The organism is Halorussus caseinilyticus (assembly GCF_029338395.1).
GTDB classification, from domain to species: domain Archaea; phylum Halobacteriota; class Halobacteria; order Halobacteriales; family Haladaptataceae; genus Halorussus; species Halorussus caseinilyticus.
Map to the genome: position 1 here is coordinate 3,420,970 of NZ_CP119809.1, position 25,763 is coordinate 3,446,732.

Annotated in this window: 25 protein-coding genes; 10 read left to right on the plus strand and 15 right to left on the minus strand. The window is 67.1% G+C overall.

What is annotated here, in order from left to right; all coding sequences use genetic code 11:
- From P2T60_RS17295 to P2T60_RS17310, 4 genes are read right to left on the minus strand one after another with little or no spacing between them, the layout of a single operon-like run.
- Positions 1 to 198 (minus strand): CbaC protein, encoded by a 198-nt coding sequence (locus P2T60_RS17295; protein ID WP_276280479.1) that lies wholly within the window; start codon positions 196 to 198, stop codon positions 1 to 3.
- Entirely contained in the window at positions 195 to 1,922 is a 1,728-nt protein-coding gene (locus P2T60_RS17300; RefSeq protein WP_276280480.1) for a b(o/a)3-type cytochrome-c oxidase subunit 1, read from the minus strand. The genes P2T60_RS17295 and P2T60_RS17300 overlap by 4 nt, the downstream gene beginning before the upstream one ends.
- 1 nt (position 1,923) lies before the next feature.
- Positions 1,924 to 2,436 carry a cytochrome c oxidase subunit II gene (locus P2T60_RS17305; RefSeq protein ID WP_276280481.1) on the minus strand — a complete coding sequence of 171 codons (513 nt, stop codon included), beginning with the start codon at positions 2,434 to 2,436 and terminating at the stop codon, positions 1,924 to 1,926.
- A gap of 13 nt (positions 2,437 to 2,449) precedes the next feature.
- Positions 2,450 to 2,683 (minus strand): hypothetical protein, encoded by a 234-nt coding sequence (locus P2T60_RS17310; protein ID WP_382210093.1) that lies wholly within the window; start codon positions 2,681 to 2,683, stop codon positions 2,450 to 2,452.
- 100 nt (positions 2,684 to 2,783) lie between these two features.
- On the opposite strand from P2T60_RS17310, the gene P2T60_RS17315 reads away from it, so the two are divergent.
- From P2T60_RS17315 to P2T60_RS17325, 3 genes are read left to right on the plus strand one after another with little or no spacing between them, the layout of a single operon-like run.
- Positions 2,784 to 3,020: a DUF8131 family protein gene (locus P2T60_RS17315; protein ID WP_276280483.1), complete on the plus strand. Its 237-nt coding sequence runs from the start codon at positions 2,784 to 2,786 to the stop codon at positions 3,018 to 3,020.
- 6 nt (positions 3,021 to 3,026) lie between these two features.
- On the plus strand, positions 3,027 to 3,854 hold the full coding sequence (locus P2T60_RS17320; RefSeq protein WP_276280484.1) for a sulfite exporter TauE/SafE family protein: 828 nt from the start codon (positions 3,027 to 3,029) through the stop codon (positions 3,852 to 3,854).
- A 5-nt stretch (positions 3,855 to 3,859) separates the two neighbouring features.
- Complete coding sequence (locus tag P2T60_RS17325) at positions 3,860 to 6,583, plus strand: heavy metal translocating P-type ATPase (protein WP_276280485.1); 2,724 nt, start codon at positions 3,860 to 3,862, stop codon at positions 6,581 to 6,583.
- Positions 6,584 to 6,720: 137 nt separating this feature from the next.
- Here the strand turns inward: P2T60_RS17325 and P2T60_RS17330 are convergent, their stop codons facing one another.
- Positions 6,721 to 10,326: a PAS domain S-box protein gene (locus P2T60_RS17330; protein ID WP_276280486.1), complete on the minus strand. Its 3,606-nt coding sequence runs from the start codon at positions 10,324 to 10,326 to the stop codon at positions 6,721 to 6,723.
- Between the two features lie 132 nt (positions 10,327 to 10,458).
- Here P2T60_RS17330 and P2T60_RS17335 point away from each other — a divergent pair, with 132 nt between their 5' ends.
- Positions 10,459 to 11,172 (plus strand): HNH endonuclease, encoded by a 714-nt coding sequence (locus tag P2T60_RS17335; RefSeq protein WP_276280487.1) that lies wholly within the window; start codon positions 10,459 to 10,461, stop codon positions 11,170 to 11,172.
- Here the strand turns inward: P2T60_RS17335 and P2T60_RS17340 are convergent, their stop codons facing one another.
- The gene (locus tag P2T60_RS17340) at positions 11,173 to 11,652 is read right to left on the minus strand and encodes a FlaD/FlaE family flagellar protein (RefSeq protein WP_276280488.1); all 480 of its coding nucleotides are present in this window, start codon (positions 11,650 to 11,652) and stop codon (positions 11,173 to 11,175) included.
- Between the two features lie 453 nt (positions 11,653 to 12,105).
- Between P2T60_RS17340 and P2T60_RS17345 the strand changes: the two genes are divergently transcribed.
- Positions 12,106 to 12,486: a hypothetical protein gene (locus tag P2T60_RS17345; RefSeq protein ID WP_276280489.1), complete on the plus strand. Its 381-nt coding sequence runs from the start codon at positions 12,106 to 12,108 to the stop codon at positions 12,484 to 12,486.
- A gap of 548 nt (positions 12,487 to 13,034) precedes the next feature.
- On the plus strand, positions 13,035 to 13,208 hold the full coding sequence (locus tag P2T60_RS17350; RefSeq protein WP_276280490.1) for a YHS domain-containing protein: 174 nt from the start codon (positions 13,035 to 13,037) through the stop codon (positions 13,206 to 13,208).
- On the opposite strand, the gene P2T60_RS17355 is transcribed toward P2T60_RS17350, so the two are convergent.
- The 4 genes from P2T60_RS17355 to P2T60_RS17370 form a co-directional block, all read right to left on the minus strand.
- On the minus strand, positions 13,205 to 14,614 hold the full coding sequence (locus P2T60_RS17355; RefSeq protein ID WP_276280491.1) for a dihydrolipoyl dehydrogenase family protein: 1,410 nt from the start codon (positions 14,612 to 14,614) through the stop codon (positions 13,205 to 13,207). The genes P2T60_RS17350 and P2T60_RS17355 overlap by 4 nt on opposite strands.
- Positions 14,615 to 14,691: 77 nt before the next feature.
- Entirely contained in the window at positions 14,692 to 16,038 is a 1,347-nt protein-coding gene (locus P2T60_RS17360) for a PGF-CTERM sorting domain-containing protein (protein WP_276280492.1), read from the minus strand.
- Between the two features lie 73 nt (positions 16,039 to 16,111).
- A complete protein-coding gene (gene kdgK1, locus P2T60_RS17365; protein WP_276280493.1) occupies positions 16,112 to 17,065 on the minus strand; it encodes a bifunctional 2-dehydro-3-deoxygluconokinase/2-dehydro-3-deoxygalactonokinase in 954 nt (317 codons plus the stop codon).
- Positions 17,066 to 17,302: 237 nt separating this feature from the next.
- Entirely contained in the window at positions 17,303 to 17,494 is a 192-nt protein-coding gene (locus P2T60_RS17370; protein WP_276280494.1) for a hypothetical protein, read from the minus strand.
- 315 nt (positions 17,495 to 17,809) lie between these two features.
- Here P2T60_RS17370 and P2T60_RS17375 point away from each other — a divergent pair, with 315 nt between their 5' ends.
- From P2T60_RS17375 to P2T60_RS17385, 3 genes are all read left to right on the plus strand, one after another.
- On the plus strand, positions 17,810 to 18,466 hold the full coding sequence (locus tag P2T60_RS17375) for a hypothetical protein (protein ID WP_276280495.1): 657 nt from the start codon (positions 17,810 to 17,812) through the stop codon (positions 18,464 to 18,466).
- Positions 18,467 to 18,496: 30 nt separating this feature from the next.
- Positions 18,497 to 19,306, plus strand: coding sequence for an SIR2 family NAD-dependent protein deacylase (locus P2T60_RS17380; protein ID WP_276280496.1), 810 nt, complete (start codon positions 18,497 to 18,499; stop codon positions 19,304 to 19,306).
- An 84-nt stretch (positions 19,307 to 19,390) separates the two neighbouring features.
- Positions 19,391 to 20,695 carry an O-acetylhomoserine aminocarboxypropyltransferase/cysteine synthase family protein gene (locus P2T60_RS17385; RefSeq protein ID WP_276280497.1) on the plus strand — a complete coding sequence of 435 codons (1,305 nt, stop codon included), beginning with the start codon at positions 19,391 to 19,393 and terminating at the stop codon, positions 20,693 to 20,695.
- 4 nt (positions 20,696 to 20,699) lie between these two features.
- Here the strand turns inward: P2T60_RS17385 and P2T60_RS21985 are convergent, their stop codons facing one another.
- The 3 genes from P2T60_RS21985 to mutL all read right to left on the minus strand — a co-directional run bounded on the left by P2T60_RS21985 (position 20,700) and on the right by mutL (position 24,119).
- The gene (locus P2T60_RS21985; RefSeq protein WP_474201129.1) at positions 20,700 to 21,161 is read right to left on the minus strand and encodes a toxin-antitoxin system TumE family protein; all 462 of its coding nucleotides are present in this window, start codon (positions 21,159 to 21,161) and stop codon (positions 20,700 to 20,702) included.
- A gap of 10 nt (positions 21,162 to 21,171) precedes the next feature.
- On the minus strand, positions 21,172 to 21,801 hold the full coding sequence (locus P2T60_RS17390) for a DUF7342 family protein (protein ID WP_276280498.1): 630 nt from the start codon (positions 21,799 to 21,801) through the stop codon (positions 21,172 to 21,174).
- A 68-nt stretch (positions 21,802 to 21,869) separates the two neighbouring features.
- The gene (gene mutL, locus P2T60_RS17395; RefSeq protein ID WP_276280499.1) at positions 21,870 to 24,119 is read right to left on the minus strand and encodes a DNA mismatch repair endonuclease MutL; all 2,250 of its coding nucleotides are present in this window, start codon (positions 24,117 to 24,119) and stop codon (positions 21,870 to 21,872) included.
- 188 nt (positions 24,120 to 24,307) lie between these two features.
- Between mutL and P2T60_RS17400 the strand changes: the two genes are divergently transcribed.
- On the plus strand, positions 24,308 to 24,853 hold the full coding sequence (locus P2T60_RS17400) for a metallophosphoesterase (protein ID WP_276280500.1): 546 nt from the start codon (positions 24,308 to 24,310) through the stop codon (positions 24,851 to 24,853).
- A 223-nt stretch (positions 24,854 to 25,076) separates the two neighbouring features.
- Here the strand turns inward: P2T60_RS17400 and P2T60_RS17405 are convergent, their stop codons facing one another.
- Positions 25,077 to 25,301, minus strand: coding sequence for a DUF8119 family protein (locus tag P2T60_RS17405; protein ID WP_276282246.1), 225 nt, complete (start codon positions 25,299 to 25,301; stop codon positions 25,077 to 25,079).
- Positions 25,298 to 25,762 carry a universal stress protein gene (locus tag P2T60_RS17410; RefSeq protein WP_276280501.1) on the minus strand — a complete coding sequence of 155 codons (465 nt, stop codon included), beginning with the start codon at positions 25,760 to 25,762 and terminating at the stop codon, positions 25,298 to 25,300. Before P2T60_RS17410 ends, P2T60_RS17405 begins: the two co-directional genes overlap by 4 nt.
- Position 25,763: the final 1 nt, after the last annotated feature.

The following is a 25,763-nucleotide window of genomic DNA, read 5'->3' on the forward strand; positions in this document are numbered from 1 at the left end:
TCAGTGCTTGGTCGCCGACTTCGGTTCCGCGCCGAGGTTGTAGACCACCGCGATGGCGAGCAGGAAGACGGCCTCGAAGACGACGACCGCCGCCAGCGGCAAATCGACGCCGAAGAAGCCGAACAGCACCCGTAGTTCGACGGCGACCGGGATGCTGAACGCCACCAACACGAGCAGACCGGCGCGCGAGATGTTCATGCTATCACCTCCGTTAGCGCCTCGATTGTGACTTCGGCGTTCGCCGACACCCACACCGGCACGCCCGGCACGTTGCCGAACAGTCCGGCGTCGCCCACGATGCTGGCCAGCGGGAGCGTGTAGGCCAGAATCACCAGCACGATTGCGATGGCGGTCCAGAGCCGGAGGTTGTCGAGGACCACGGGGCTACCGCTCGCTCCCGACAGCGGCGCGGGAAGGCTGTCGTCAACCGGGTTCTCGATGGGTTCCTCGAACGCCGACAGCAGGAGGTTGAACAGGAACAGCACGACCGAGACGAACAGCAGGAACCCGCCGAGCGCGATTTGCGCCCGGAGTTCCCCGACCGTGCCGATGACCGCCGAGAAGTCGAAGCTCTGGTACTGGGGTTCGGCGGTCCGGCGCGGGATGCCGACGAGTCCGGCCCGGTGCATCGCGTTCGACATGAACACCATGCCGACGAACCAGAGGACGACCTGTAGGAGACCGATAGGTCGGCTGTAGAGGCGCTTACCGGTCAACTGCGGGACCAGCCAGTAGGACCCGGCCATCATCGTCAGCGCGACTGCGGTGCCGACGGTCAGGTGGAAGTGTCCGGGCACCCACAGCGTGTTGTGGATGAGGTAGTTGATGTTCATCCCGGCGTTAATCATGCCGGAGAACCCGCCAGCCGCGAACAGCGCGCCTGCGAGCGCCATCCCGGTGAAGGCGGGGTCGCGCCACGGGAGCGCGCCGAGCCACTTGATGTACCCCTCGCCGCCGCGCTGTCTCGCGCCGTGTTCGACGCTGGCGACCACGGTGAACGCGGTCAGCAGACTCGGGAGCAGGAGGAACATCGTGTTCGTCATGGCGATGAACTTGAAGCCCTCCGCGATGCCGGGGTCCAGATACTGGTGGTGGATGCCGACCGGCGTCGAGAGCAGGAGGAACAGCACGAACACGACCCGCGCGAGGGGGTCGCTGAACAGGCGTCCGCCCGCGAGTTTCGGCATCACGGTGTACCACATCAGGTACGCGGGCATCAGCCAGAAGTACACCACGGGGTGGCCGAAGAACCAGAACAGCGTCCGCGTGAGAAGCGGATTCACGGTCTCGACGATGCCGAACGACCACGGGATGAGGAAGAACACCGTCGAGACGGCGACCCCGATGGTCGAGAGGTACCACATCAGCATGGTCGTCAGCACCATGAACGTCTGGAGGGGGATGCGCTCGTCGGGGTTGTCACCGCGCCAGTCGCGATACGCGAGGAACCAGTCGGCCCCCGCCAGCCACGTCCCGACGATGAACATCGCCAGTCCGACGTAGAACAGTGGGTGGGCCTGCAACGGCGCGTAGAACGTGTACAACACGTCCGCGCTCATGTCGATGCTCGGGACGAACCCGGCGAGGATTGCGACCGCCACGAACACCGCGCCGGTCGTCGTCAGGCCGAACCACGCCCACGTCAATCTGATGTCGGGGAGCGGTCGTTCCAGACTCTGGACGACCGCCCACGTGAACAGTCCCACGAGGAAGAAGATGGTGAACACCAGCGCGAGCAGGACCCCGTGGCCCGTCAGGACGGTGTAGTAGTCCACCGAGTCGATGACCCGGAAGTAGCCCGTCCGGTGGAGCGCCTGCACCAGACCGAACAAGGCCCCGATACCGAGCGCGACGAACGAGACGACGAGGCTGGCTTTGACGACCGAGGCTTCCTCGGGGTACCGGTCTACGAACGTCGCCATCTCAGGCACCCCCCGTCGCGTTGAACTCGTCTTCCGGGACGACTTCCATCGACCCCTCCATCGCGTGGTGGGCCGACCCGCAGTACTCGTTGCAGAGCAGGCCGTACGTCTTCGGGCCGTCCACCTCGACGGTGAACGTAGCGACCTGTCCCGGAATCGCCATCGTGTTGGCGTTGGTGCCCACCACCTCGAAGCCGTGAATCACGTCGGCGGAGGTGACGTGGAACGTCACCGTGCTGTGGGCCGGGACCCGAATCGGTTCGGCGGTGCCCGGCCGGAACGCGAACTGCTGGGCGACGACGTACACGTCGTACTCGTTCGGTCCCGACTGGTAGACGCCGGGGTCGCCGAACTTGGGATGGTCGCCGAGCGCTTGGGGGTCCACGGTGCCGCCGTCGTCGTCTATCATCTCGACGCCAGCTCCGACCGCCCCGTACGAGACGGTGGCGATGAAGCCGACGATGAGTAGCAGTGCCGCGCCGAGCCAGAACTTCTCGTAGTCGTGTATCTCCATCTCGAATCACCTCCTACCCAATCACCGTCATGCCCCGACCGAGGAACTCCACGAAGTACATGAACACCCACATTACCACCAGAATGGCGAAGTAGCCGAGTATCAGTACCAACGTCCCAACCGGGTCGAAGTCGTCGTGGCCGAGTTCGCGCTCGATGCTGTCGGGCGCGGAGCCGACGACGTATCCGCGTGGCCGGTCGGGTACGTCTTCCCGAATCGTACTCTCAGTCTCCGGTTCCATCGACATAAGCGGTCGTACGAACACGGAGTATTTAATCGAGACAGCCGATTCCCAAACCCTGAAAACGGTCGTAACGGGGTTAGGTACGCCAGTACAACCCGACTGTATGGAATCGCAGAGCCAGTCCGGACTCAAAAAGGCCCTGTCGAACCGTTCGCCACGAAGTTTGACCGTCGTCGCACTGCTGGCGCTCGCGCCGGTTGCCCTGTTCGCACTCGGCCGAAGCCTCCTCGCGGTGGTGGCCCTCGTCAACGTCGGTCTCATCTTCGGAAGCCTCTACCTGCTCACCTCGCCGACGGAGGGCGGGCACTCCGACGACGACGCCCCCGAGTCGGCGGTCTAACTCGACATGCTCGTCCCCCTCCACGGCCACGGCGGACCGCTCCCGACCGGCAACCTCGACGCCGCGGTCTTTCTGGCGGTCGGGTTCCTCGGGAGCGCGCACTGCATCGGGATGTGTGGACCCCTCGTGAGCGTCTACGCCGACCGACTCCGGATGCAGGAGGGGCAGGCCGACGGCAAGCAGACCCTCACGCTCCGGCAGGTTCGCCAGCACGTCCTGTTCAACCTCGGGCGGACCGCCGGGTACGCCGCGGTCGGGGCGCTTCTGGCGTTCGTCGGCGCGGTCACGGTCGGCGCGCTGGACGCGGTTCTCGCGGTCGGAAACGGCGTGCAGGCGACGACGGCGCTCCTCGCCGGGGCGTTCATCGCGGTCACGGGCGTCTCGTACGTCGGCGGGTCGGCGTCTCACCCGTCGCTCCCGGTGTCCGGGTCGCTCCCCGTGGTCGGCGGCGCGTTTCGGCGGGTCAGCGGGTTCCTGACCCGTCGAGTGGACGCCTTCGTGGGTGACGCCCGCATCGCGGGTCTCGGGGTCGTTCACGCCCTGCTCCCCTGTCCCATCACGTACCCGGCGTACGTCTACGCCTTCGCGCTCGCCGACCCCGTGCGCGGGGCCTTCCTGCTCGCGCTGGTCGGGGTCGGCACGTTCCCGACTCTGCTGGTGTACGGCACCGTCTTCGGGTCGCTGTCGGTCAACCGGCGCGCCCATCAGGTTCTCGGAGTCGCGTTCGTCGTGCTGGGCTACCTGATGGTCGCACACGGACTCGACCTGCTCGGAGTCGCGGTACCGCGCGTGAAACTGCCGCTTCCGGCACCCGAGTACGGGGCACTGGGGTAGTTACGATGAGCGAGACCGCATCTCTTTCTGACGACGGAAACGGCGACGAGTGTACGCTCTGTGGCCTGCCGACCGGCGACTCGCCGGTGACGGCCGAGGACGTTTCCGGTGGCGTGTCTGCCGGCTCCGGCGGCGCGTCCGCCGAGGAGGTCCCCGGCGCGTACTGCTGTCGGGGATGTCTCGAAATCGCCCGGACCTTAGACGACGCGGAAGCGGCCGACCCCGACGAGGTGCGGGCCGAGCGCGGGACCGACGCTGGCGTCGAGGACGCGCCCGACGACGCAGACCACACGTACCTCTCGGTCGAGGGGATGCACTGTGCGACCTGCGAGACGTTCGTCGAGTCGGCGGCGGCCGACGCCGAGGGCGTCCACGGCGCGGAGGCGAGTTACGCCACCGACATGCTCCGGGTCGCCCACGACGAAGGGACCGAACTCGACGCCCTCGGGCGGCGACTCGACCGCTACGGTTACGGCGTCGCCGACCCCGGCGAGAGCGGGGCCGACGACGACAGGGCCGACACCCAAATCGTCCGGTTCCTGCTCGGCGGCGGCATCTTCGGCATGATGGTGATGGTGTGGTACGCGCTGTTTCTCTACCCCACCTACCTCGGCTACGACCCGCTGGTCGATTTGGGGGGCTTCGACGGACTCTACCTGTTCGGTAACGTCTGGTTGATGTCCTCCATCGTGTTGTTTTACACCGGATTCCCGATTCTCCGCGGGGCGGTGGTCAGCCTCCGGGCGGGCCAACCCAACATGGACCTGCTGGTGTCGCTCGCGGCGGCGAGCTCCTACCTCTACAGTTCGGTTGCGGTCCTCGTGGGCCGGACCCACGTCTACTTCGACGTGACCGTCGCCATCGTGCTGGTCGTCACGTTGGGCAACTACTACGAGGACCGAATCAAGCGCCGGGCCGCCAGCGGTCTCTCGGAGCTGACCAGCGCGCGAGTCAGCGAGGCGACCCGCGTGACCGGCGGCAGTAGCGGAATCGGCGGGCGAGACCACGAGTCGGTCCCCGTCGCGGACCTCGCGCCGGGCGAGCGCGTGCTGGTCCGGCCGGGCGAGCGCGTGCCCGTGGACGGCGAAGTCGCGGAGGGGACCGCCGCGGTGGACGAATCGCTCGTGACCGGCGAGTCGCTCCCCGAGACCCGTCGGCCGGGCGATTCGATTCTCGGGGGGACCGTCGTCACCGACGAACCCCTCGTGGTCGAGGTGGGTGCGGACGCCGAGAGTACGCTCGACAGACTGGTGAACCTGCTCTGGTCGATTCAGAGTTCTCGGTCGGGCGTCCAGCGCCTCGCCGACAAACTGGCGACCCTGTTCGTGCCGACGGTCCTCGTCCTCGCGGCGGGCGCGACCGGGTGGCACCTCCTCGGGGGCGCGCCCGTCGCCGACGCGCTGTTGGCGGGCCTGACGGTCCTCATCGTCTCGTGTCCCTGCGCGCTCGGACTCGCCACGCCGCTGGCGGTTGCCTCGGGCATCCGAGAGGCGGCCGACCGCGGCGTCGTGGTTGCTTCCGACGCCGTGTTCGAGTCCGCGCCGGAGACCGACGTGGTGGTCCTCGACAAGACCGGGACGCTGACCGACGGCCGGATGGCGGTCCGCGACGTTGTGGTGGACGAGTCGGCCGGGAACGAGTCGGTGGGAGACGAGTCAGTCGCGGGCGAGTCGGCCGATTCGGTGCCCGAATCGGCCGACGCCGACGACGTGTTGGCCCGCGCCGCGGCGCTCGAACGCTACTCGGCCCACCCGATTGCGGAGGCGGTCGTCGCGGCGTCCGGTGGTTCCGGCGGTGCGTCCGGAACTGTGACCGCCGACGGCGGTGTGACCGAGGGTCGCACTGTGACGGCGACTGCCGAGACCACGGATACCGCCGCTGAAGCCGACGACATTGAGGCCGCGACAGCGACCGCAGACCGCACCGCGACGACAGCAAACGCCACTGAAGCCGACACCGATGAAACTGCAAACCGCACCGTAGAGACCGCAACCGCGACCGCCGCCGGGTCGGTCGAGACCCACGACCGAGGCGTGACCGGCGAGGTGGCGGGCGCGTCGGTCGCGGTCGGCCACCCCGACCTGCTGGCACAGCGGGGACTCTCGCTGTCCTCGTCCCTCCGTCGCGCGGCCGACGACGCCCGCGCCGAGGGTCACGTCCCGGTCGCAGTCGGGTGGGACGGCCGGGCGCGGGGCGTCGTGGTCGTCGGCGACAGGCCGCGGTCGGGGTGGCAGGAGGCGGTCGCAGACCTCGCGGAGGGCCGCGACGTGGTGGTCCTCACCGGCGACGACGAGCGCGCGGCCGAGCAGTTCCGCGCGGACCCCAACGTTTCGGAGGTGTTCGCTGGGGTGCCGCCCGAGGCCAAGGCCGAGACCGTAACGCGCCTGCAATCGCGGGGAACCGTGGCGATGGTCGGCGACGGGTCCAACGACGCCCCCGCGCTGGCCGCCGCGGACATCGGGGTGGCGCTCGGAAGCGGCACCGACCTCGCGGGCGACGCCGCCGACGCCGTGGTCGTTGACGGCGGCTTAGACGCCGTGGCGTCGGTGTTCGACGTAGCCCGCGGGACCAACCGGCGCATCCGCCACAACCTCGGGTGGGCGTTCCTCTACAACGCCGTGGCCGTCCCGCTGGCGGTGTTGGGCCTGCTGAATCCCCTCTTCGCCGCGGTCGCGATGGGCACCAGCAGTCTGGTCGTGGTCGCCAACTCCTCGCGGTCGCTGGAGTGAGGTGACTCGTCGGGCGCGGGACGCGAACGGCGGCGCACTTCGCGCCGCCGTTCGCGGATGGGCAATTACAAATATTGCTCTAAAGGAGGAATATAATTGTTTAGGAAACGTGGCTCGTTCCGAAAGCGACCGATACTTCACTCGTCGGGCGTCTCGACGCCCGTGAACTCGAAGCGCGCGCCGCCCGACTCGCTCTCGGTGACGGTCACGTCCCACCCGTGGGCGTCCACCAACTGCTCGACCACTGCGAGTCCGAACCCGATGCCGACGTTGCTGGTCGAGTAGCCCGGTTCGAAGATTTGCTCGCGCTCGCCTTCGGGGATTCCCGGCCCGTCGTCCTCGACGTAGAAGCCGTCTTCGAGGTCCCCGACTCGGACCGCGACGCCGGGACCGTCGCGTTCGGCCGAATCGTCGGCGTCCGACGGGCTATCCGCCGACCCGTGTTCCACGGCGTTCCGGTAGAGGTTCTCAAGTAGTTGGCGCAGGCGAGAGGGGTCGCCCAGAATCTCGCGGTGAGTCTCGACCGTCAGCGTCCCGTCGGGGTCGAGGTCCGCCCACCACTTGCGGGCCACCTCGCCGAGCGCCACGGGTTCGGTCGTGTCCACCGACCCGCCGCGCCGGGTGACGACCAGCAGGGTCTCTATCATCTCCTCGATGCGGTCTAGGGCGCGCTCGACCTCCCGTAGCGCCGACCCGTCGTCGCCGCCGCCGACCGCGTTCTCGATGCCCATGTCGAGGTAGATTTGGGCTATCTCCAGCGGGTTCCGGAGTTCGTGGGCCAGCATGCTGGCGAAGGCGTCGAGTCGCTCGTTCTGCTCTTGTAGTCTGCGCTCGTGCTGGCGGCGTTCTCGCTCGCGCTCCACCCGGTCGAGTGCGGCCTCCGCGGTGGCGGCCAGCAGGTCGGCGAGTTGCTTCTCGTCGGACCCGAATCCGCCGACTTCCTCCGAGACCACCGCGAGGACGCCGTGGTCGCCGAGCGGAATCCAGATACCGCTTCGGAGCGGCGTGTCGTCGCTGTACGCGAGATTGGTCTCCCGAACGTCGTCAAGTGCGATAGTCCGCCTGTCGGCGAACGCCCGCCACGTGATGGACGTGTCGCCGGGACCGAACTCCGGCAGGTCGTCGAAGATGCCAGCGACGTACTCGGTGTGGGCGGCCGGGACGAGGTTCGACTCGTCGTCGTCCCACACGTAGATTCCCGCGCCCTCGATGCCGAGAACGTCGGTCGCGGTCCGGAGGACCGACTCGCACACCGCCGACTGTGTTTCGAGTTGGAGGAGTTCCCGACTCGACTCGTGGAGGGCGGTCAACGTCTGTTCGAACCACCTGCGTTGGGTGATGTCGCGGACGACCCCGGTCCGGGCGAATCGCGTCTCGCCGTACCGATACGGGCCGAACCGACTCTCGACCGGGATGGTGTCGCCGTCGGCGGTGCGGAGTTCGAGTTCCAGCACTGCGCTGTCGCTGTCCCCGGCCGCACTCTCGCTCATCTCCGCGGCGGTTTCGCTAATCGCCTCGCTGTGGACGACCGAGGCAGGTTCGCCGAGCAGTTGTTCGCGGTCGTAGCCCGTCATCTGACAGAACGCCTCGTTGACCATCACGAATCGCTCGTCGGAGTCAAGCGCGTACACTCCGTCGTCTACGGTCTCGATGATGGTCTCGTAGCGTTCGAGTTCCCGCTCGCGTTCCCGACGCCGGATAGCCGTCGAGAGGATGTGAGCGATGCTCTGGACGAACTGCACGTCGTAGTCGGCGTACCCCCGCCGCTCGGTCGTGTGGGTTTCGAGAATCCCCCACGGGTCTCCGGGTGACCCGATGATGGTGCTGACGCCGCTGACGAGGTTCTGCGAGGCCAACAGGTCGGGGTACGAGAATCGGTCTTCGTTCCGGTAGTCCCGGACGACGATTGGCTCTTTCGACATGAGGGTGTAGCCAGCCTGCGACCCGGTTTCGGTGTCTACGGTCGCCGACCCGACGGCGTCTCGGTCCCACCCGTACCCCGCCCGAAGCAACAGGTCTTCCTCGTCAGGTCGGAGCTTCAACACCTTGCTGTACTCCTGCCCGAGCGTCTCAGCGACGAGTTCGACCGCCTCGTCCATCAGGTCGTCGAGCGGTCGGTCTTCGAGGGCGTGCTGGGAGAACTCCGAGAGTACCTGCTGTTGGGTGACGCGATTGTGGAGTTCCTCCTCGCGGTGTTTCTGCTCGGTCACGTCACGGACGATACCGACGTGTTCGAGACCGTCACCGGTGTCCCGGACGACGAACAGCACCTGCGCCGGGAACGTCCCGCCCTCGGCGGTCGCGGCGTCTATCTCCACCGTCGCGGAGGTCCGGTCGCCCGCCACCATCTCGTCGGTGTTCTCGGCTATCACGTCCCGAACCTCGTCGTCGTTCTCTACGAACTCCCACGCCGACTCGCCGAGGAGTTCCTCGCGGTCGAACCCGGTCATCTCGCACAGCGCCGAGTTCACCATCGAGAACTTCATGTCGTCGTCGAGGATGTAGATGCCGTCCTCGACGGTCTCCACGATGGTCTCGTAGCGTTCGAGTTCCTGCTCGCGCTCCTTTCGCTCGGTCACGTCCCGGAAGTAGACCGACAGTCCCGTCTCGGAGGGGTAGGCTCGGACCTCGAACCACGTCGAGAGCGGCGGGTAGTACTCCACGAACGAGACGGCCTCTTGGCTCTCCATCGCTCGCTCGTACTCGCGCTGGAACCGCGTCCCCTCGGCCTCGGTGAACACGTCCCAGACGTTCTCGCCGAGAAGGTCCTCTTCCCTGCGGAGCAAGAGGTCTTCGGCTTCGTCGTTGACGTAGGTGAACTCCCAGTCGTCGTTCAGCGCGAAGAACGCGTCGGCGATTCGGCTGAACACCTCCGAGAGTTCGGTTTCGAGTTCCTCGCGTCGGCGTTCTAGGTCGAACTGGGTCTCTTTCAGTTCGGTGATGTCCTCGGCGGCGCTGACGACTCTCTCAACTTCATCGCCGTCGCAAATCGGGGCCGCGCTGACCGAGAGGTGGACGCGCTTGCCGCCCGGTTGTTCGACCACCACCTCCTCGTTGTAGACGTGTTCACCCGTCTCGAAGACCTGACTGACCGGATACTCGTCTCTCGGCAGTCGCTCGCCCGACGTGTCGTAGACGGTCCACTCGTCTTCGGTGTCGGAGGTGAGTTGGTCGGACCCGACGCCGACCAGTTCGGCCGCACGCTCGTTCGCCCGCAGGAGTTCGCCGTCGGCGTCCCGCACCGCGAAGGCAACCGGACTGGTGTCGAACATCTCCTCGATGAGCGCCTCCTCCTCGCGGAGTCGCTCGGCCGACGCGTCCGAGCCGCGGACCTCCCGGACGAACCCGGTGAACCACTCTCGGCCGTCGCTCTCGTGGACGACGCCCGACACCGAGAGGCGAATCTCCTCGCCGTCGGCGGCCAGCCACGTCACCTCGTAGCTCCCGTCGTCGAGGGGGGTCCCGGCGTCACCGTCGGCGTAGCGGTCGAACCATCCGTCGTACCTGTCCCGGAGTCGGTCCGGGACGAATTCGCCGAACTGTCGGCCGCGGACCTCCGACGGCGCGTAGCCGAGCAACTCCTCGACGGCGGCGTTCGCGTAGACGATAGTTCCGTCGGCGTCGGCCGTGAGTATCGCGTCGTCGGCCTCCGCCACCATCTGCTCGAAGAAGTCGTCGCCGAAGTCGGGAGTACTCGGCGAGTCTCGGTCGCCTCCCGATGGCTCTTCGTTGTGGCCCTTCATTCCCTACGTTCGACACCTGTTGTCCGTCATAGGTGCTCACGAGTAAATAGTCCCACGCCTCGAAGTTCCCGGGCTACCGCGTCGCGTTCGAGCGAAAGATCTACTAGCAGTCGGTTCGTCTCCCGACGCGAGATGTCGCGCTGGCGCGAAGTCGTCCGCGAGGAGCTAGCACGCTACCGCGAGCAGACCGGACTGGCAGTAGTCGAACGGCAGGACCTGCTAGACCAGTCTCGTGAGCGCCTCGAAGCCGAGTTTCCGGCGTCGAACACCCACGGCCAGTCGCTGAGTCGGACGCTACAGCAACTTCGCGACGCGGGTGAAATCGCGTTCCTCTCGGCGGGGACCTACCGCGTCCTCTCGCTCGACACGGATTTCGTCCCGTCGCCGTCGGGCGTCGGTGCGCCCGACGCCTCGCGGACCGACGACGGACCGACTTACACCGCGACCGAGTACGAGACGACCGCGACCGGCAGACGGGTTCATCCCGAGTTCCGGGAGGCAGTCCTCGGACGGTACGACGACCAGTGTCCCGTCTCGGGCGTTGACTGTGCCGGACTGCTCGACGTGGCCCACGTCCTCCCGTGGAGTGAGTTCGCCGACCTCCGTGCGGCGTTCGACAACGTGTTGGCGCTCGACAAGACCCACCACGCCGCGTTCGACCGCGGCCTGTTCACCTTCGACGCGGACTATCGGTTGCGGGTGAACCCCGCATTCGAGACGAAAAGCGACATCCTTCGCCGGACGCTGGCGGACAGCGACGGCGAGCGGATTCGGTTCGGCGACGGCGGCCCGTCACCGGAGTACCTCCGGAAGCGAAACGCGCGACTCGACTGGTCGCCGACGTAGCTACACCGACGCGAGGCGCGCGATGTACACTAGACTCAGCACGTGGTCGTCCACGTCGAGGGCCGCCGGGCCGGGCTTGTCGGGGTCGAAACTCTCGACTTCGGAGAACCCGCGCATGTACTCCCGGAGTTCCTCGCGGACGCGTTCGGTAATCCAGCCGACCTCCTCGTAGTACTGGAGGGCGTTGCCGGTGTTCTCGAACCCGGCCTTGTTGATGAGGAAGTCCAACCACTCGAAGACGACGACTTCGGTGCTGTACTGGTCGGGGAGGCGGTCGAGGTACGGTCGCTCGGGGAGCGCGCCCGCGGCAGAAAACTGGCTCTGGAGTTGGACGAGTTCGTTGCGCTCGGTGTGGCGCAACACCTCGTCGGGCGGCGCTGGCAGGGCCTCGCCGTCGTCGAACTCCTCGGGAGTTTCCCGGTTCGGGTCCGCGAGACGACGCAGTTCGCGTAGGTCGTAATCTCCAGTCGGCGTCGGCATGGTACTCGGGTACGTTCGGCTAACTCACACTGACCATTTAAGCTTTCTTGCCCACGGATTGGCGGAGTAACTGAACTTCCTCGTGCTGACTCTCACCGCGCTGACTCTCACTTGGACTTCCGCGCGCTGACTCTCACTGTTCGACCCGGCGCGCGCGACCGCTTGCGGGTCGCGCCCCCGCGCGAGGGAGCGGCCGCGTTCAGGCGGCCGCGAGGGTGGGGAGGCGTGAGGCCCGCGGTGGCGGTGCGGGGCGGTGCGGTCCTGATTGGTTCAAGCCTGAAGCTAGCTCTCCTGTTCGTTTCAGCCTCCCGTTCGTTTCTTCGAGTCCGTCGTTCTCGTCTCCGACGCCGATAGTCGCCGCGACCCCAGAAGAACAGCGACTCCCGAAGAACGGCGACCCCGAAAAGTAGCGTAGCCGCAATCTATTCGTATTCGAGCGACGAAGTAACCTACATGGCAATTCTGGAGATAAATCTCGAAAAACCAGCACTCCTCGAAGAGTACCAGTACCCCGGCGAGACGACCGCGAAAAGCGGCGAGTCCCCCGAGAATTCCGGCGCGACTGAACCCTCCAGCGGCGGCAAGGCCAAACTCCTCGCCTTGCTCGCGGTGGTGGCCGGGGTCGGTCTCCTCGTCTGGAAACTCACGAACCGCGGCGACACCGAACAAGCCGACCTCGACGAGTTCGAGGGCGAAGGCGAGTACGAACACGGCCCAGAGCCGGAAATCGGCGGCGACGAGAGCGGCGGCGCGAAGCGCAAAGTCGCCGGAATCCTCGGCTTTGCCGTCGCCGTCGTGGGTCTCGTCGGTGTGGTGCGCAAGCGCCGGAGCTAGCGGTTCTCTCGGGTCGGTGTCGGTTGTTCGTTTCTTGTCGGACGCGGTTTGCGGTTAGCGTGACGGGGGTCGGAGGCGAAAGACGAGAGTCGCTATCTCAGTCGGAGGGAGGAGACAGGAATCGCTGTTTCGGGTCAGAAACGAAGGACCGACAGAGCTAGCTTCAGGCCGAAACCAATCAGGACCGCACCGCCCCGCACCGCGACGGCCACGTCCTCCCCAACCGACTCCCTCACTCGTCCCCTTCGAGGATTTCGGTCACTTCGTTCCGGAAGATACCGGCAGACAACCCGCGTCTGCCGAGCAGTCGGCGCACAACGCCGACGACCTCGCGCGGACAGGCGCGGCACGCTTCGCGGCCGCGCCCCCACGCGCCGGGTCGAACGTGAGAGTCAGCGCGCGCCGGGGAGTGTAGGCGGTGGAACTAACTCGACATTTGTTAGAGATGCCTCTATAACGGTCATACAATTGTTTTCCTGTTCCTCTCGCTCGCCCGCGAGTCGCTTACGGCCCCAATTCTTTCCGCGCTCGCCCGCGTATCGCCGTCGATGGCCCAGTGCGCTGTCTGCGGCGCGGACGTGGAGACCGACAGCCTAGAGGAGACCGACTACCGCGACGAGGAGTTCGCGGTGGCGCAGGTCGAGTACGAGGGCGAGACGTACGTCTTCTGTAGCGAGGAACACCGCGACACCTTCGAGGCGACCCCCGAAAAGTACGCTTAGTCCAGTCGCTCGCTCGCCTCTCGAACCAGACCGTCCAGAATTTCGGGCGTCGTCGGGTGGTACGCCCGGTCGGGAACCTCGCGTACGTCCATCCCCGTCTCCACGATTACCTGCATCGTCTTCGCCATCGCGTCGGCGTGGTAGTGGAGACCCTGATAGCCGAGGACCGTCCCGTCGTCGGCGTCCACGACGAGTTTCGCCAGTCCGCGCGGGACCGCCTTAGTCGCGAACACGCCGTCGTCGCTGGCCTCGCGCGTGACCGCCACGTAGTCGCGGTCCTCGGCCGCCAGCACCTCCTCGGAGGTCCCGACCCGCGCGAACGGGTAGACGCCGAGACCCGAGAAGATGACGTGGTGGTGGGTGTTCCGGTAGGGCTTCAACTGCTCGCCCTCGCGGTGTCGCAGGACGTTCTCGGCCGTCAGAAAGCCCTGCTCTTTGGCGACGTGGAGGATGGGTTCGTGGCCGTTGGCGTCGCCAGCCACGAAGATTCGGTCGTCGTCGCGGGCCTGCATCGTGTCGCCCACCCATCCGTGTTCGGGTTCCAGCGGGGTGTTCTCCAGTCCGAGACCGTCCACGGTCGGCCTGCGGCCCGTGAACAGGAAGAGTTCGTCGGCCTCGACGGTCTCGCGCCGTCCGTCGCTCCCCCCGCGTTCGACGTGGAGGCGCACGCCGCCGTCGTCGGTGGGTTCGACCGACTGCTCGTAGGTGTCGGTCAGCACGTCCACGTCGAACTCCTCGCGGTAGATGTCCAGCATCGCCGCCCGAAACTCCTCGTCGGCCTCGTCCAGCGGGTAGTCGTCGTGTTCGATGACCGTGAGGTCCATCTCGGCCGCCTCCGAGAGGTAGGGGACCATCTCCAGTCCGACGTAGCCAAACCCCATCACGACGCCCGAGTCGGGGAATTCGGTCGCGTCCAACACGTCCGCGCTGGTCGTGTAGTCCACCTCGTCCATCCCGTTCAGGTCCGGGACGTTGACCGACGACCCGGTGGCGACGACCACGTAGTCGGCCTCGATTTCCCGGTCGCCGACCGCGACGGTGTGGTCGTCCACGAATCGGGCGGTCCGGTGGACGAACTCGACGTTCTCGCGGTCGGCCAACTCCCGGACCGCGGCGCGGCGGTGTTCCGCGAAGTTCCCGATGTGGTCGTCTTTGGTCGCCACGACGGATTCGAGGTCCACGTCGGGAACGCCCTCGATTCGGTGGTCGTGTCGCGCCTGAAATCGGTGTTCTCCGGCCGACAGAATCTCTTTCGAGGGCATACACCCCTTCAAGATGCAGAGTCCGCCGCCGGGTTCGCCGTCGTCGATTAGCGTGAGCGTCACGTCTTTTTCGTCGGCTAACTTCTGTGCGACCGCGACTCCGGCGCTCCCGTACGCGCCGATGATAACGACGTGAGTTGTCATATCCACACTGACGACGCCCGGAGGGTTTAGGGGTTCGGCCCGCGGCACGCACGGCCGGAAGAAGAGAGCGGTTCTGACTACCGCCGCCGCGCTAGCAAGCCCGCGGCGACTACCGCCACGACCGCCGTCACGGGCGTAAATCCGGGGATGTCCGCGCCGTTGTCCGTCTCGTCGTCCACGACGGTCGTGGCGCTCGTCTCTCCGTCCGACTCGCGGGTGGTTCGCTCGCCGGTCGTCTGCTCGTCACCGGTCGTCCGCCGATCCTCGGTCGTCCGCCGGTCCTCGGTCGTCTCGGCAGTCGTCGTCTCGCGCGCCGATTCGGACTGCATCGAAATCCTGCGCTCGGAGAAGTGGTTGACCGCGACCAGTACGTCGGCGCTGGCGTCTGCCGACCCGGTTCCGTCGCTCTCGACCGCGTAGCGGGACTTTTCGCTCCCGAGCGCGCTCCGGAGTTGGGTGTAAGTCCGCGCTTCGGCGGCGGCCTCGCCGTCTACGGTGACTTCGAGGCCCTCGCTCGCGTTCAGGGCGCGCCCGGAGACGCTGGCGAGGAGGACGGTCCCCTCGTGAGTCGTCCGGTTCACCGCGAGCGTGACCGACCCCGCGGCGGTCCGTACGGTCTCGACCGTGGTGTTCTCGCCGTAGCTCACGGCGTCCACGACGGTTTCGCCGCTCTGGACCATCACGTAGGCTTCCGCCCGCGCTTTGCCGTCGGCGAGCAGTTCTTCGCGCTTCTCGTCGCCGTCGTCCTTCCCGTCGGGGTACGCTCGGAAGACGAGGCGGCCGTCGCCGCCGAGTCGGGCGCTCACGTCGCCCTCGTCGTTGACGCTGACGTTGCCCTCGCCGACGACGAGGAAGGTACCCTCGGTGCCGTTTCCGGTGGTGACTTCCACCTGCGCGTCGGCCTCCGCCGAGGCGTTCGCGCCCGCCGCGAGGTCCGCGACGACGTACTCCGACTGGTCGCCCGCGGCGACCACGAGGACGCCGCGGCCGTTGTCGTGGGCGGTGAGGGTCGCGCCGGTCTCGGTGCTGACGCGGGCCTCGGTGTCGGTCGTCGCGCCGACGGTCAGGCCAGCGCCCTCGATTTCGGTCACGGCCGACAGCGAGGTTCCGATGTCCACGAGACCGCCGCTCTCGACCGACTTCTTCGACTCGACTCGCACGGCGTCGAGCATCGTCTCGCCGCGGACCGCGTAGTCGGCCACGGCGCGACTCCCGGCGTCGAACGAGACGTACGTTCCGGCGTAAGCCTTCCCGGACGCCTGTCTCGCGGCGGCGGAGTCCGTCCCGACCACGGCGGCGTCGGTGCCGACTCCGCGGGAGTCGGCACCGACCGCGGCGGAGGATTTGGCACCGACCGCGGCGGTAGAGGGGGCGATACCCGCGGTGACGACGAGTATCAGCACGGCGATTGCGAATCGCTTCATGACGGTCGGCCGTGAGCCAGCAGTCGGTAATACGTCTTCTGGCTTCGTGGAAGTCGCGCGATAGCTTTCACCGTCACCGCGAAATCTCGCCGCCTTCCTCGGCCAGCACGGACTCGACTTCCTCACGGGTCACTACCGCCACGTCGCCGGGAATCGTGCGCTTGAGCGCGGCGGTCGCAGAGCCGTATTCGAGCGCGGTCGGCACGTCCTCGCCCGCGAGTCTCCGCGAGAGGAACGCCCCGAGGAAGGCGTCCCCGGTTCCGATGGGGTCTAAGGTGTCGGTCTCGATGGCGGGTTGCTCGTAGGTCTCGCCGTCGTGGAGCGCCAGCGCGCCCTCCTCGCCGCGGGTGACGACGACCGTCTCGAAGTCGAACTCGTCGGCGAGGCCCGCGGCGATGTCCTCCGGGTCGCCCTCGCGCGCGAGTACGTCGCGGGCGTCTCGCTCGGCGACCAACAGGAGGTCAACGTCCGGAAACAGCGATTCGAGGGTCTCGCGGGCCTCCTCGGGACTCCAGAGCTTCGACCGGTAGTTCACGTCGAAGGAGGTCTTCGTCCCCGCTTTTCTGGCCGCCGCGAGCAGGTCCGCGGTGGTCGCTTCCAGCGTTTCGGAGAGCGCGGGCGTGATGCCGGAGGTGTGGAACGCCTCGGCCTCGCGGACGCGAGCGACGGGCAACTCGTCGGTCTCGGCGGTCGTGACCGCCGCGCCCTCGCGGTCGTAGATGACGCTCGACCCGCGGGGCTTGCCGCCGTGTTCGAGGTAGTAGGTCCCCTGTCGGCCCTCGTCGGTCCACACCACGTCGGTCTCGACGCCGTGCCGCCGGAGTCCCGACACCACGCGCCGTCCGAGCGGCGAGTCGGGGAGTTTCGAGGTCCACGCCGCGTCCGCGCCGAGGCGCGCGGCCGCGACCGCCACGTTGCTCTCCGCGCCCGCGGCACGAAATTCGAGGTCGTCGGTGGTCTCCAGTCGCTCGCCGTCGGGCGGCGAGAGTCGGAGCATCGTCTCGCCGAAGGTCACGAGGTCGGTCATACCTCGCCTGTCGGGGGCGCGGGGCATAATTTACTCGGTCGCGGATAGCTTTCGTAATCTCGGAACTGCAGACCTTTCTCAAACAACGAAATTTGTTTCTCTAAAGGCTACGAACGTTGCTCTCGACTCATTATTCCGTCGTCTACCGGACGAGGCGGCGACCGAAGACCACGAGGATTTCGGCCGCCTTGAGCGCCAAGAGCGCGGCGAGGACCGCCATCGCGCCGTCGAGGACGTTCACGGTCGGTCTTCCGCGACTCGCGGGATAAATCTTGGGTCGCTGATACGCTCGGACTCGTCGTTCGTGCTGTTTCTGCGGTCGGTGTTGTCGGTGTTGTTGCTGTGGTCGGTGTTGTCGGTGTTGTTGCTGTGGTCTCCGTGGTCGATGCTGTCGCCGGAGTCGTTGCGTCTTCTCGGAAGTCTCTGCACCGCCGCGACAGCACCGCAGACGATGGAACCGTGATTTCTTCCTCGAAAGCCCCCGCCCGCTCGCGGTCGCTCAGTGACATATCGTCGGCGGTCACGCTCGCTTCGCTCGCGTTCCCTTGACGATAGGGGTCACTGAGACGACTGAAGTGAACGCGAGCGGGCGGCCCCTTTATCCCTCCCGTCGGTTGGTCGGTCGGGCGCGTCCTGTCGGTTGGTCGGCCGAGCGCGTTCTGTCGGTCGGTCGGGCGCGTTCTCGCCGCCTTCGTCACCTCCGCCTCCACCTTTTTACCCCTGCTTGCCGTCGGTAGCGGTCCGATGTCCAGCGAAACCTCCGCCGAGTCGGGCGCGCGCTGGCGGCGCGCGCTCGGCGCGTGGGTCAACCACGACGACCCCGCGGTCCGGTTCGCGGCGCTCTGGACGGTCTGCGCCGCGCTCTTCGTCGCGGCGTGGTACCTCGGCTACTACCTGCTCCCGGCGGGCCTGCTCCGCGGGTCGAGCGCCGCGAGCGCGCTCCCCGAGTACGCCGGGTCGGTCCGGGCCGAGTTCCTGACCATCTTCGCGTGGAACCTCGGCGTCTGCGTCCTCGTCGTCGCCGCCAACGCCTTCCGGTCGGTCCGGACGCCGCTGGGCTACCTCGTCGTCGCGGTCCACTGGGTGCGGGGCGCGCTGGTGTGGGCGACCGGTTCGCTCGCCGTCGAAACCGGCCGGTTCGCGCCGTCGCTCTCCGTGGCCCTCGGTCGGAGCGGCGTCTACGAACTCACCGCCTACGTCGCCGTGGCCGTCGCCACCCGCGGCGTGATGGTGTGGCACCAGCGGTCCGGTCCCCGGTGGCGCGAGGAGTTCGAGCGCGTGCGCTCGCCGCGCGACTGGACCCTCTCGCGGCGCGAAGCGGCCGTCCTGCTCGCCGGACTCGGCCTGCTCGCGGCCGCCAACTATCGGGAAGCCGTGATGATCTCCCGCGCTGTCGGGTAGTTTTTGTCCACCCGACGCCACCCTCCGGACATGGACCGAATCGAGGCCGCCGCCCGCGAACTCCGCGAGGCAGACGCCGCCCTCGCGCTGACCGGCGCGGGAGTCAGCGCGCCCTCCGGCGTCCCGCCGTTTCGCGGCGAGGACGGCATCTGGTCGGAGTACGACCCCGACGCCTTCGACGTGTGGCGCTTCCGCCGGGAACCCGGCGAGTTCTGGACCGACTGGCTCGAACTCCGCGCGGACCTCCTCGACGCCGACCTCGAACCCAACGCCGCCCACCGCGCGCTCGCGGACCTCGCCACTGCGGGCCGACTCGACGCCATCGTCACCCAGAACATCGACGGCCTGCACGAGGAGGCGGCCGCCCTCGCCGACCGCGAGGACGCCCGCGGAGACGCCGCCCGAGGCGGCGTCTCCGCCGATTCGGGCGGGCTTATCGAACTCCACGGTAACGCCCGCCGTGCCGTCTGCCGGAACTGCGGGTGGACGACTGACGCCGACGACGCCCGAGAACGCGCCGAGTCGGGCGACCTGCCCCCGCGGTGCGATGTCTGCGACGGCGCGCTCAAACCCGACGCCGTGCTGTTCGGCGAGCAACTCCCCCGTGATGCGCTCGCCCGCGCCCGCCGACTCGCGGCCGACAGCGACGTGTTTCTGGTCGCCGGGTCGTCGCTTACGGTCGAACCCGCCGCCTCGCTCCCCGCCGAGGCCGCCGACCGCGGCGCGACTCTCGTCGTGGTCAATCTGGACGAGACGCCGCTGGACTCGCGGGCGGACTACGTGTTCCGCGCGGACGTGACCGAGACGCTTCCGGCGCTCCGGGACGCCCTCCGCGAGTAGAAATTGCCGGAATCGCGGCCGCCGAGCAGAAGTTGCACCTATCCGCCGACCCTAAGCCCGTGGCCCGCATCGTCGGAAACGAGCATGACCGACTCCGACGACTCCGCCGACAGCGGCATCCACACCGACAGCGTTCACGCGGGCCAAGACCCCGACCCCGCCACCGGGTCGCGCGCACCGCCAATCTACCAGACGAGTTCGTACGTGTTCGACGACGCCGAACACGCCGCCTCGCTGTTCGCCCTCGAAGAGGAGGGCAACATCTACAGCAGACTCACCAACCCGACCAACGCCACCCTCGAAGAGCGACTCGCCACCCTCGAAGGCGGGGTCGCGGCGCTGGCCACGTCGAGCGGCATGGCCGCGCTCGACCTCGCCACGTTCATGCTGGCTTCGGTCGGCGACAACGTGGTCACGGCGTCGTCGCTCTACGGCGGCACCTACACCTACTTCACCCACACCGCCCCGCGCCGCGGCGTCGAAGCGACGTTCGTGGACACCCTCGACTACGACGCCTACGACGAGGCGATAGACGACGACACCGCGTTCGTCCACCTCGAAACCATCGGCAACCCCGCGCTCGTCACCCCCGACATCCAGCGCATCGCCGACATCGCCCACGACCACGACGTGCCCCTGTTCGTGGACAACACCTTCGCCACGCCATACCTCTGCAACCCCATCGACCACGGCGCGGACCTCGTGTGGCACTCCACCACGAAGTGGCTCCACGGGAGCGGTTCGACCATCGGCGGGGCGCTCGTAGACGCCGGAACTTTCCCGTGGGAGGACGGTGACTACCCCGAAATCGCCGACGAGAACCCGGCCTACCACGGTATCAACTTCCGGGAGACCTTCGGTGACGCCGCGTTCGCCTACGCCGCCCGCGCCCGTGGTCTCCGCGACTTGGGCAACCAGCAGTCGCCGTTCGACGCGTGGGTCACGCTCCAGAAACTGGAGTCGATGCCCCTCCGGGTCGAACGCCACGCCGAGAACGCGCTGGAAGTCGCCGAGTTCCTCGAAGACCACGACGACGTGGCGTGGGTCAACTACCCCGGATTGGAGAGCCACGAGACCCACGAGAACGCCACGAAGTACCTCGACGGGGGCTACGGCGGCATGATAACCTTCGGCTTGGAGGGTGGCTACGAAGCCGGACGCGCCGTCACCGAGGAGACCGAACTCGCCAGTCTGCTCGCCAACGTCGGGGACGCCAAGACCTTGGTCATCCATCCCGCCAGCACGACCCACCAGCAACTCACAGAGGAAGAGCAACTGGCCAGCGGGACGACCCCGGACCTCGTGCGCCTGTCGGTCGGCATCGAAGACGTTGAGGACATCATCGCCGACTTGGCGCAGGCTATCGAAGCGGCGCAGGACCGGGCCTAATCGGTTACGGTGGGTTTTCGGCGACGTTGAGGTTCGTCGGTGTGTTCGAGTCGTAGGCACGCCGCCAAAGTTTGTGAACTGCACGGGCTACGGTCTTCGGCTCTTCTACCCGAATACAGGACGCTTCGGCGTCCTTCGACGGTGCGTTCGGTGCTGGATGGAAGTGACGTTTTGGCGCACTCTCCTTCGGATGACAGTCCCAGCGAAAGTTCACGGTCTCCGAATCGACGTGGTGAAAACTGTAGCAACCACTCCGATACCACGTCACGTCGAATCGCGCCCACGATGCGTCTCCGATTCCGTCTTCGAGATGAACGTGGAGTTCCTGTGGATTGAGAAGGTCGTTCAGTCCAGTCTTCGACTCGTCCACTAGTCCGTCGAGGCTCAGAAAAACCTCGCAAATTTGCTCCATCGCAACTACATCTGGTGGTCCGAGTTCGCCGTCTAAATCATCTCTGGGGAGCATGTATTTTAATCTATGCGTCCACTCCAGAGCCCCGTTCGGCGAATGCGCCTTTCGTCCGTTCTTTCGACTCGGCCGTTTCTGCGTGTGGTGCCGCCTTCGCTTGCGGGGCCGCCCCGTCGTCCGGGTCGAAGTCGTAGAGCGAGAGGGCGGCTTTCGCCACGTCGAGGTTCTCTTCGAGGGTTCGCCAGCGCGCGACGGCTTGCCATCCCTCGTCACTAGACTCGAGTTCGTAGGCGAGGTCGTCGGGGTCGTTTGCGCCGTACTCGTTTCGAAGCGAGGCGATTTTGTCTCGCAGGCGCTGGATGGAATGGGTCAGCTCCTGCTTGGAATATTCGCGGTGAATCGCGGCGATTCGACTCATCGCAACACTCTGGGCAGACCGCTTGTACTGCGTGCCCTGTTCTGCTGGCACCGCCTCCGCTCGGCCGACCTCCGCGAACGTCGAGAGGTGTTTGCGTGCGGTCGGTTCGCTAACCTGTGCGCGCTCGGCGATTTCCTTTGCGAACTGTGGTTCGGTCGTGGTGTCGAGAATGTCTTTGACGCGCTCGAATGGCGTTGTCTCCTCGACCCACTCTTCAACTGCGGTTTCGTTCACGTCGCCTTCCCACGGTGGGGAAGACGATGGGTTCTGGTTGGTCATCGTCGTGGCTCTTACCCGTACTTCACGTGGCAAAGCAAAAATAGTTTCCCTCAGAAAACTCTGTTTTCCTACTCTCCGCGCCGTCCCGCGTGGCCCGGATAGTCGCGCTCGAATCTGTCCTCGATTTCGCCCTCGCCGAACTCGATTATCACGGGCCGACCGTGCGGGCAGGCGTAGGGGTTCTCGCAGTCGTCCAGCGCCGACAGAAGTTCCACGACCGACCCCTCCCGGAGCGAAGTGTTGCCCGTGATGGAGGGGTAGCACGCGAGGTCCGCGAGCAGGTCGTCGGCGACGGCCTCCACGGTGTCTCCCCGGTCGTCGGGGTCGGTGGAGACGAACTCGCCCAGCGCGTCCCGGAGGAGCGCGGGGTCGAGCGTCTCGTCCAGTACGGTCGGGGCGGTCCGGACGACGACCCGGCGGTCGGCCGCCGGGTCGTCTCGTTTGCCGTCCCCGCCTTCCGCTCGCTCGGCCCGGAACCCCAGTCGCTCCAGTGCCTCGCGGTACTCCTCGAAGACGGCCGCTTCGCCCGCCGTGAGTTCGAGTTCGACGGGTTGAGCGAGCATCTGCGTGGTCGCGTCGTCCTCGAACTCCGCCCGCAGTCGCTCGTAGTTGACTCGCTCGTCGGCGGCGTGCTGGTCCACGAGGACGAGTCCCTCGGGCGTCTCGGCCACGACGTAGGTGTCCTGCAGTTGGCCGAGAATCCGCATCCGGGGAAGGGTCTCGAAGTCGGGGTCGGCGGTGGTTCCTCCTGCCAAGGTCTCGGACTCGGTGGGGGCCGAGAACTTTCGGTCGGCCGCCGGACCGGTCGGTCCGGCGGCCGACTCCGCACTCGACTCGTCGTGGGAGTCGGTCGCACTTGCGTCGTCGGTGGTCGCGCTGGCGGTCGTCTCGACTTCGCTCGTGTCCGCGGCGCGTCCGTCCGCGTTCGCTCGCTCGCGCTCGCTCGTCTGCTCGGGGTCGCTCGCCCGTCCGCGCTCGTCCGCTCGCGGTTCTGCGTCCCCACGCTCGTCTGCGCCTGCGCTCGCAGACGTGCGCTCGGCCGCGACCCCACGCTCGCGCTCGGGGCCGCTCGCCCGCGAACGCGTTCGCGGGCGAGCGGACGACTCGTCGGTGGTATCACGGGCCGCGTCGGTGGTCGCGGTATCGTCTGGCGTCACCGAACCCGAGTCTCCTCGCTCGGCGGCGTCCAGCGTGGACTGCTCTCGGTCGCCGTCGTCCTCGTCCACGAGTCTCGACTGGGTTTCTCGCCGCTCGCGCTCGGGTTCGACGCTGGTCTCGTCGGGTGCGCTCCGCCCTCGCGGGGCCGACGACCGGACGAGTCCGTGGTCGAGCAGAGCGTCCTCGACTTCGGTCCCGACTGCCTCTTTCACCGCGGACTCGTCGGACCACCGACACTCCATCTTCCGGGGGTGGACGTTCACGTCCACCTCGTCGGGGGCCACGTCGAGGAACAGGACCGCGAAGGGGTAGCGTTCCGCCGAGAGTTGCCCGCCGTAGGCTGAGAGGACGGCATCCCGGACGACAGGCGAACTCACGTACCGGCCGTTAACGTAGGTCGAAACGTACTCTCGGGTGCTTCGGGTGGTCTCGGGGTCGCTGACGTATCCCGAGACCGACACCGCGCCGTCACTCTCGCCTTCGACTGGAATCATCGCGGTGGCGACTTCCCGGCCGTACACCGAAAGGAGCGCGGACTGGAGGTCCCCGCGGCCGGTCGTGGCGAACACCTCGCGGCCGTCGTGAGTCAGCGAGACGGCCACGTCGGGGTTTGCCAGCGCGTACCGGGTGACGACCGTGTTGACGTGCGAGAACTCGGTGGTCGTCGTCTTGAGGTACTTCCGGCGCGCGGGGGTGTTGTAGAACAGGTCCGTGACTTCGACCGTCGTCCCCTCCGGGCACCCCGCGGGACCCACTGACTCGACTTCGCCGCCCTCCATCCGGAGTTCGGTCCCCCTGTCGCCGCCGCGGGGTTTCGTGGTGATGGTCGTCCGGGCCACCGCGCCGATGGTGTGGAGCGCCTCGCCGCGAAAGCCCAGCGTCGTCACGCCCGCTTGGAGGTCCGCGGCGTCCTCGATTTTGCTGGTGGTGTGTTCCCGGACCGCGGCGCGCACGTCGTCCTCGCTCATGCCGATGCCGTCGTCGCTGACCGCGATGCGCTCGGTGCCGCCGTTCTCGACGGTCACGTCGATGCGGTCGGCGTCGGCGTCTAAGCTGTTCTCGACCAGTTCCTTCACGACCGAGGCCGGGCGCTCTACGACCTCTCCGGCCGCGATTTTGCGGACGGTCGCGTCGTCGAGACGGGTGATTCGGTCGCTCATGGTCGGACGCCGGTGGTCTCGGTCGGTCGCAGTGCGACGGTGCCAGTCCTCATCACCCCCAACGAGACGGCACGACCCTTTCAATCTGCTGTTGGTTCCGTCGCGCCGCCGACTCGCAACGACGCCGCGACCGGTCTCACCCTCCGGCCGACCGGCAGGTTATACTTCGCCCGGCCGGAAGCGGGGCTATGCAGTTCGTCGTCTCCGACACCCACTTCGACCACGGCAACATCATCGACTACTGCGACCGACCCTACGACTCGGTGGAGCAGATGAACGAGGCGCTGGTGGCGAACTGGAACGCCGCCGTCGGCGAAGACGACGAAGTGGTCTTCCTCGGCGACCTGACGATGGCCAACGACTTCGGCGCGTTCTCGACGTGGGTCGAACGCCTCGACGGGACGATTCAGTTCGTCCTCGGAGACCACGACGAGTGGGTGATGCCCACGCTCGACGGAGTAGAGATACGCGAGACCTACCAGTTCGAGTACGAGGGCGTCCCGTTCTACTGCGTCCACGACCCCGACGACGCCCCGGCCAACTGGCGCGGGTGGGTCCTCCACGGCCACCACCACAACAACTGGCCCGACCGGTTCCCGTTCGTCAACCCCGACGAGCGCCGGGTCAACGTCTCGGTCGAGTTGATAGACTACGCGCCGTTGGCCCTCCCGACGTTGCTCGACTGTCTCACGCGATTCACGTGGTTAGACCGCCTCCCGGACGACGTAGAGTGACGACGCGGCGTCGTTGGAAACGACGCCGCGTTGCCTTCGGGCGTTCTGCGTCGCTTGTGCCGACCGGCGCGCCGCCGACGGCCTGCACGCGCCCGTCAGCGCACTGCGCTGACGGGCGCGTCCGCGTTAGGGTAATCTATAGATGCATTTAGGCAATCTACAGCATTGTGAAGGAAACGAAAACGATGCTAAAGCACGCTCGATTACGGCCGACTCGCCGCCGTCACGCTTCTTCGCGGGCCGCCTCCAGCGACGCGAAGAAGCCGAAGTAGGCGACGACGCCCCCGGCCAGCGCGAGGTGGTAGGCCCACGTCGGTCCCTGTAGCACGTCGAACAGCACCGAGACGACGGCGACCCAGACGACGGCGAACACGAAGTCCGTGACCATGCCCGACCGGTGTTCGCGGACGTGGTTACGGACCTCTTCGCGGACCGCGGCGACGTTCACGATTCGGCCTCCCGTTCGTCCACGACTAGCACCGACCGGTGAGTCGAACGCAGGACGCGCTCGGTGACGCTCCCGAGGAGTATCCGAGAGACGCCGGACCTGCCGTGGCTTCCCATGACTACCAAATCCATGTCGCGGTCCTCGGCGAAGTCGGCGATGACCTTGTGGGGTCGGCCGCCACGGAAGTGTTCCTCGACTTCGAGTCCGCGCTCACGGCCCCGTTCGGCAACGTCTCCGGTCGCGTCGCGGGCGCGGGCTTCGAGTTCGTCCATCTCGCCGAACCGGCCCTGTCGGATGCGCTCTACCTGCTCGGTGCCGAGGCTCAACTCCGCGGCGTCGGTGTCCACGACGTAGAGCGTATGGACTTCGGCGTCGAACTTCTCGGCGATTTCCAGCGCCTCGCCGACGGCCTGAGCCGCGGTGTCGCTCCCGTCGGTGGGGATGAGGATGCGCTCGTACATC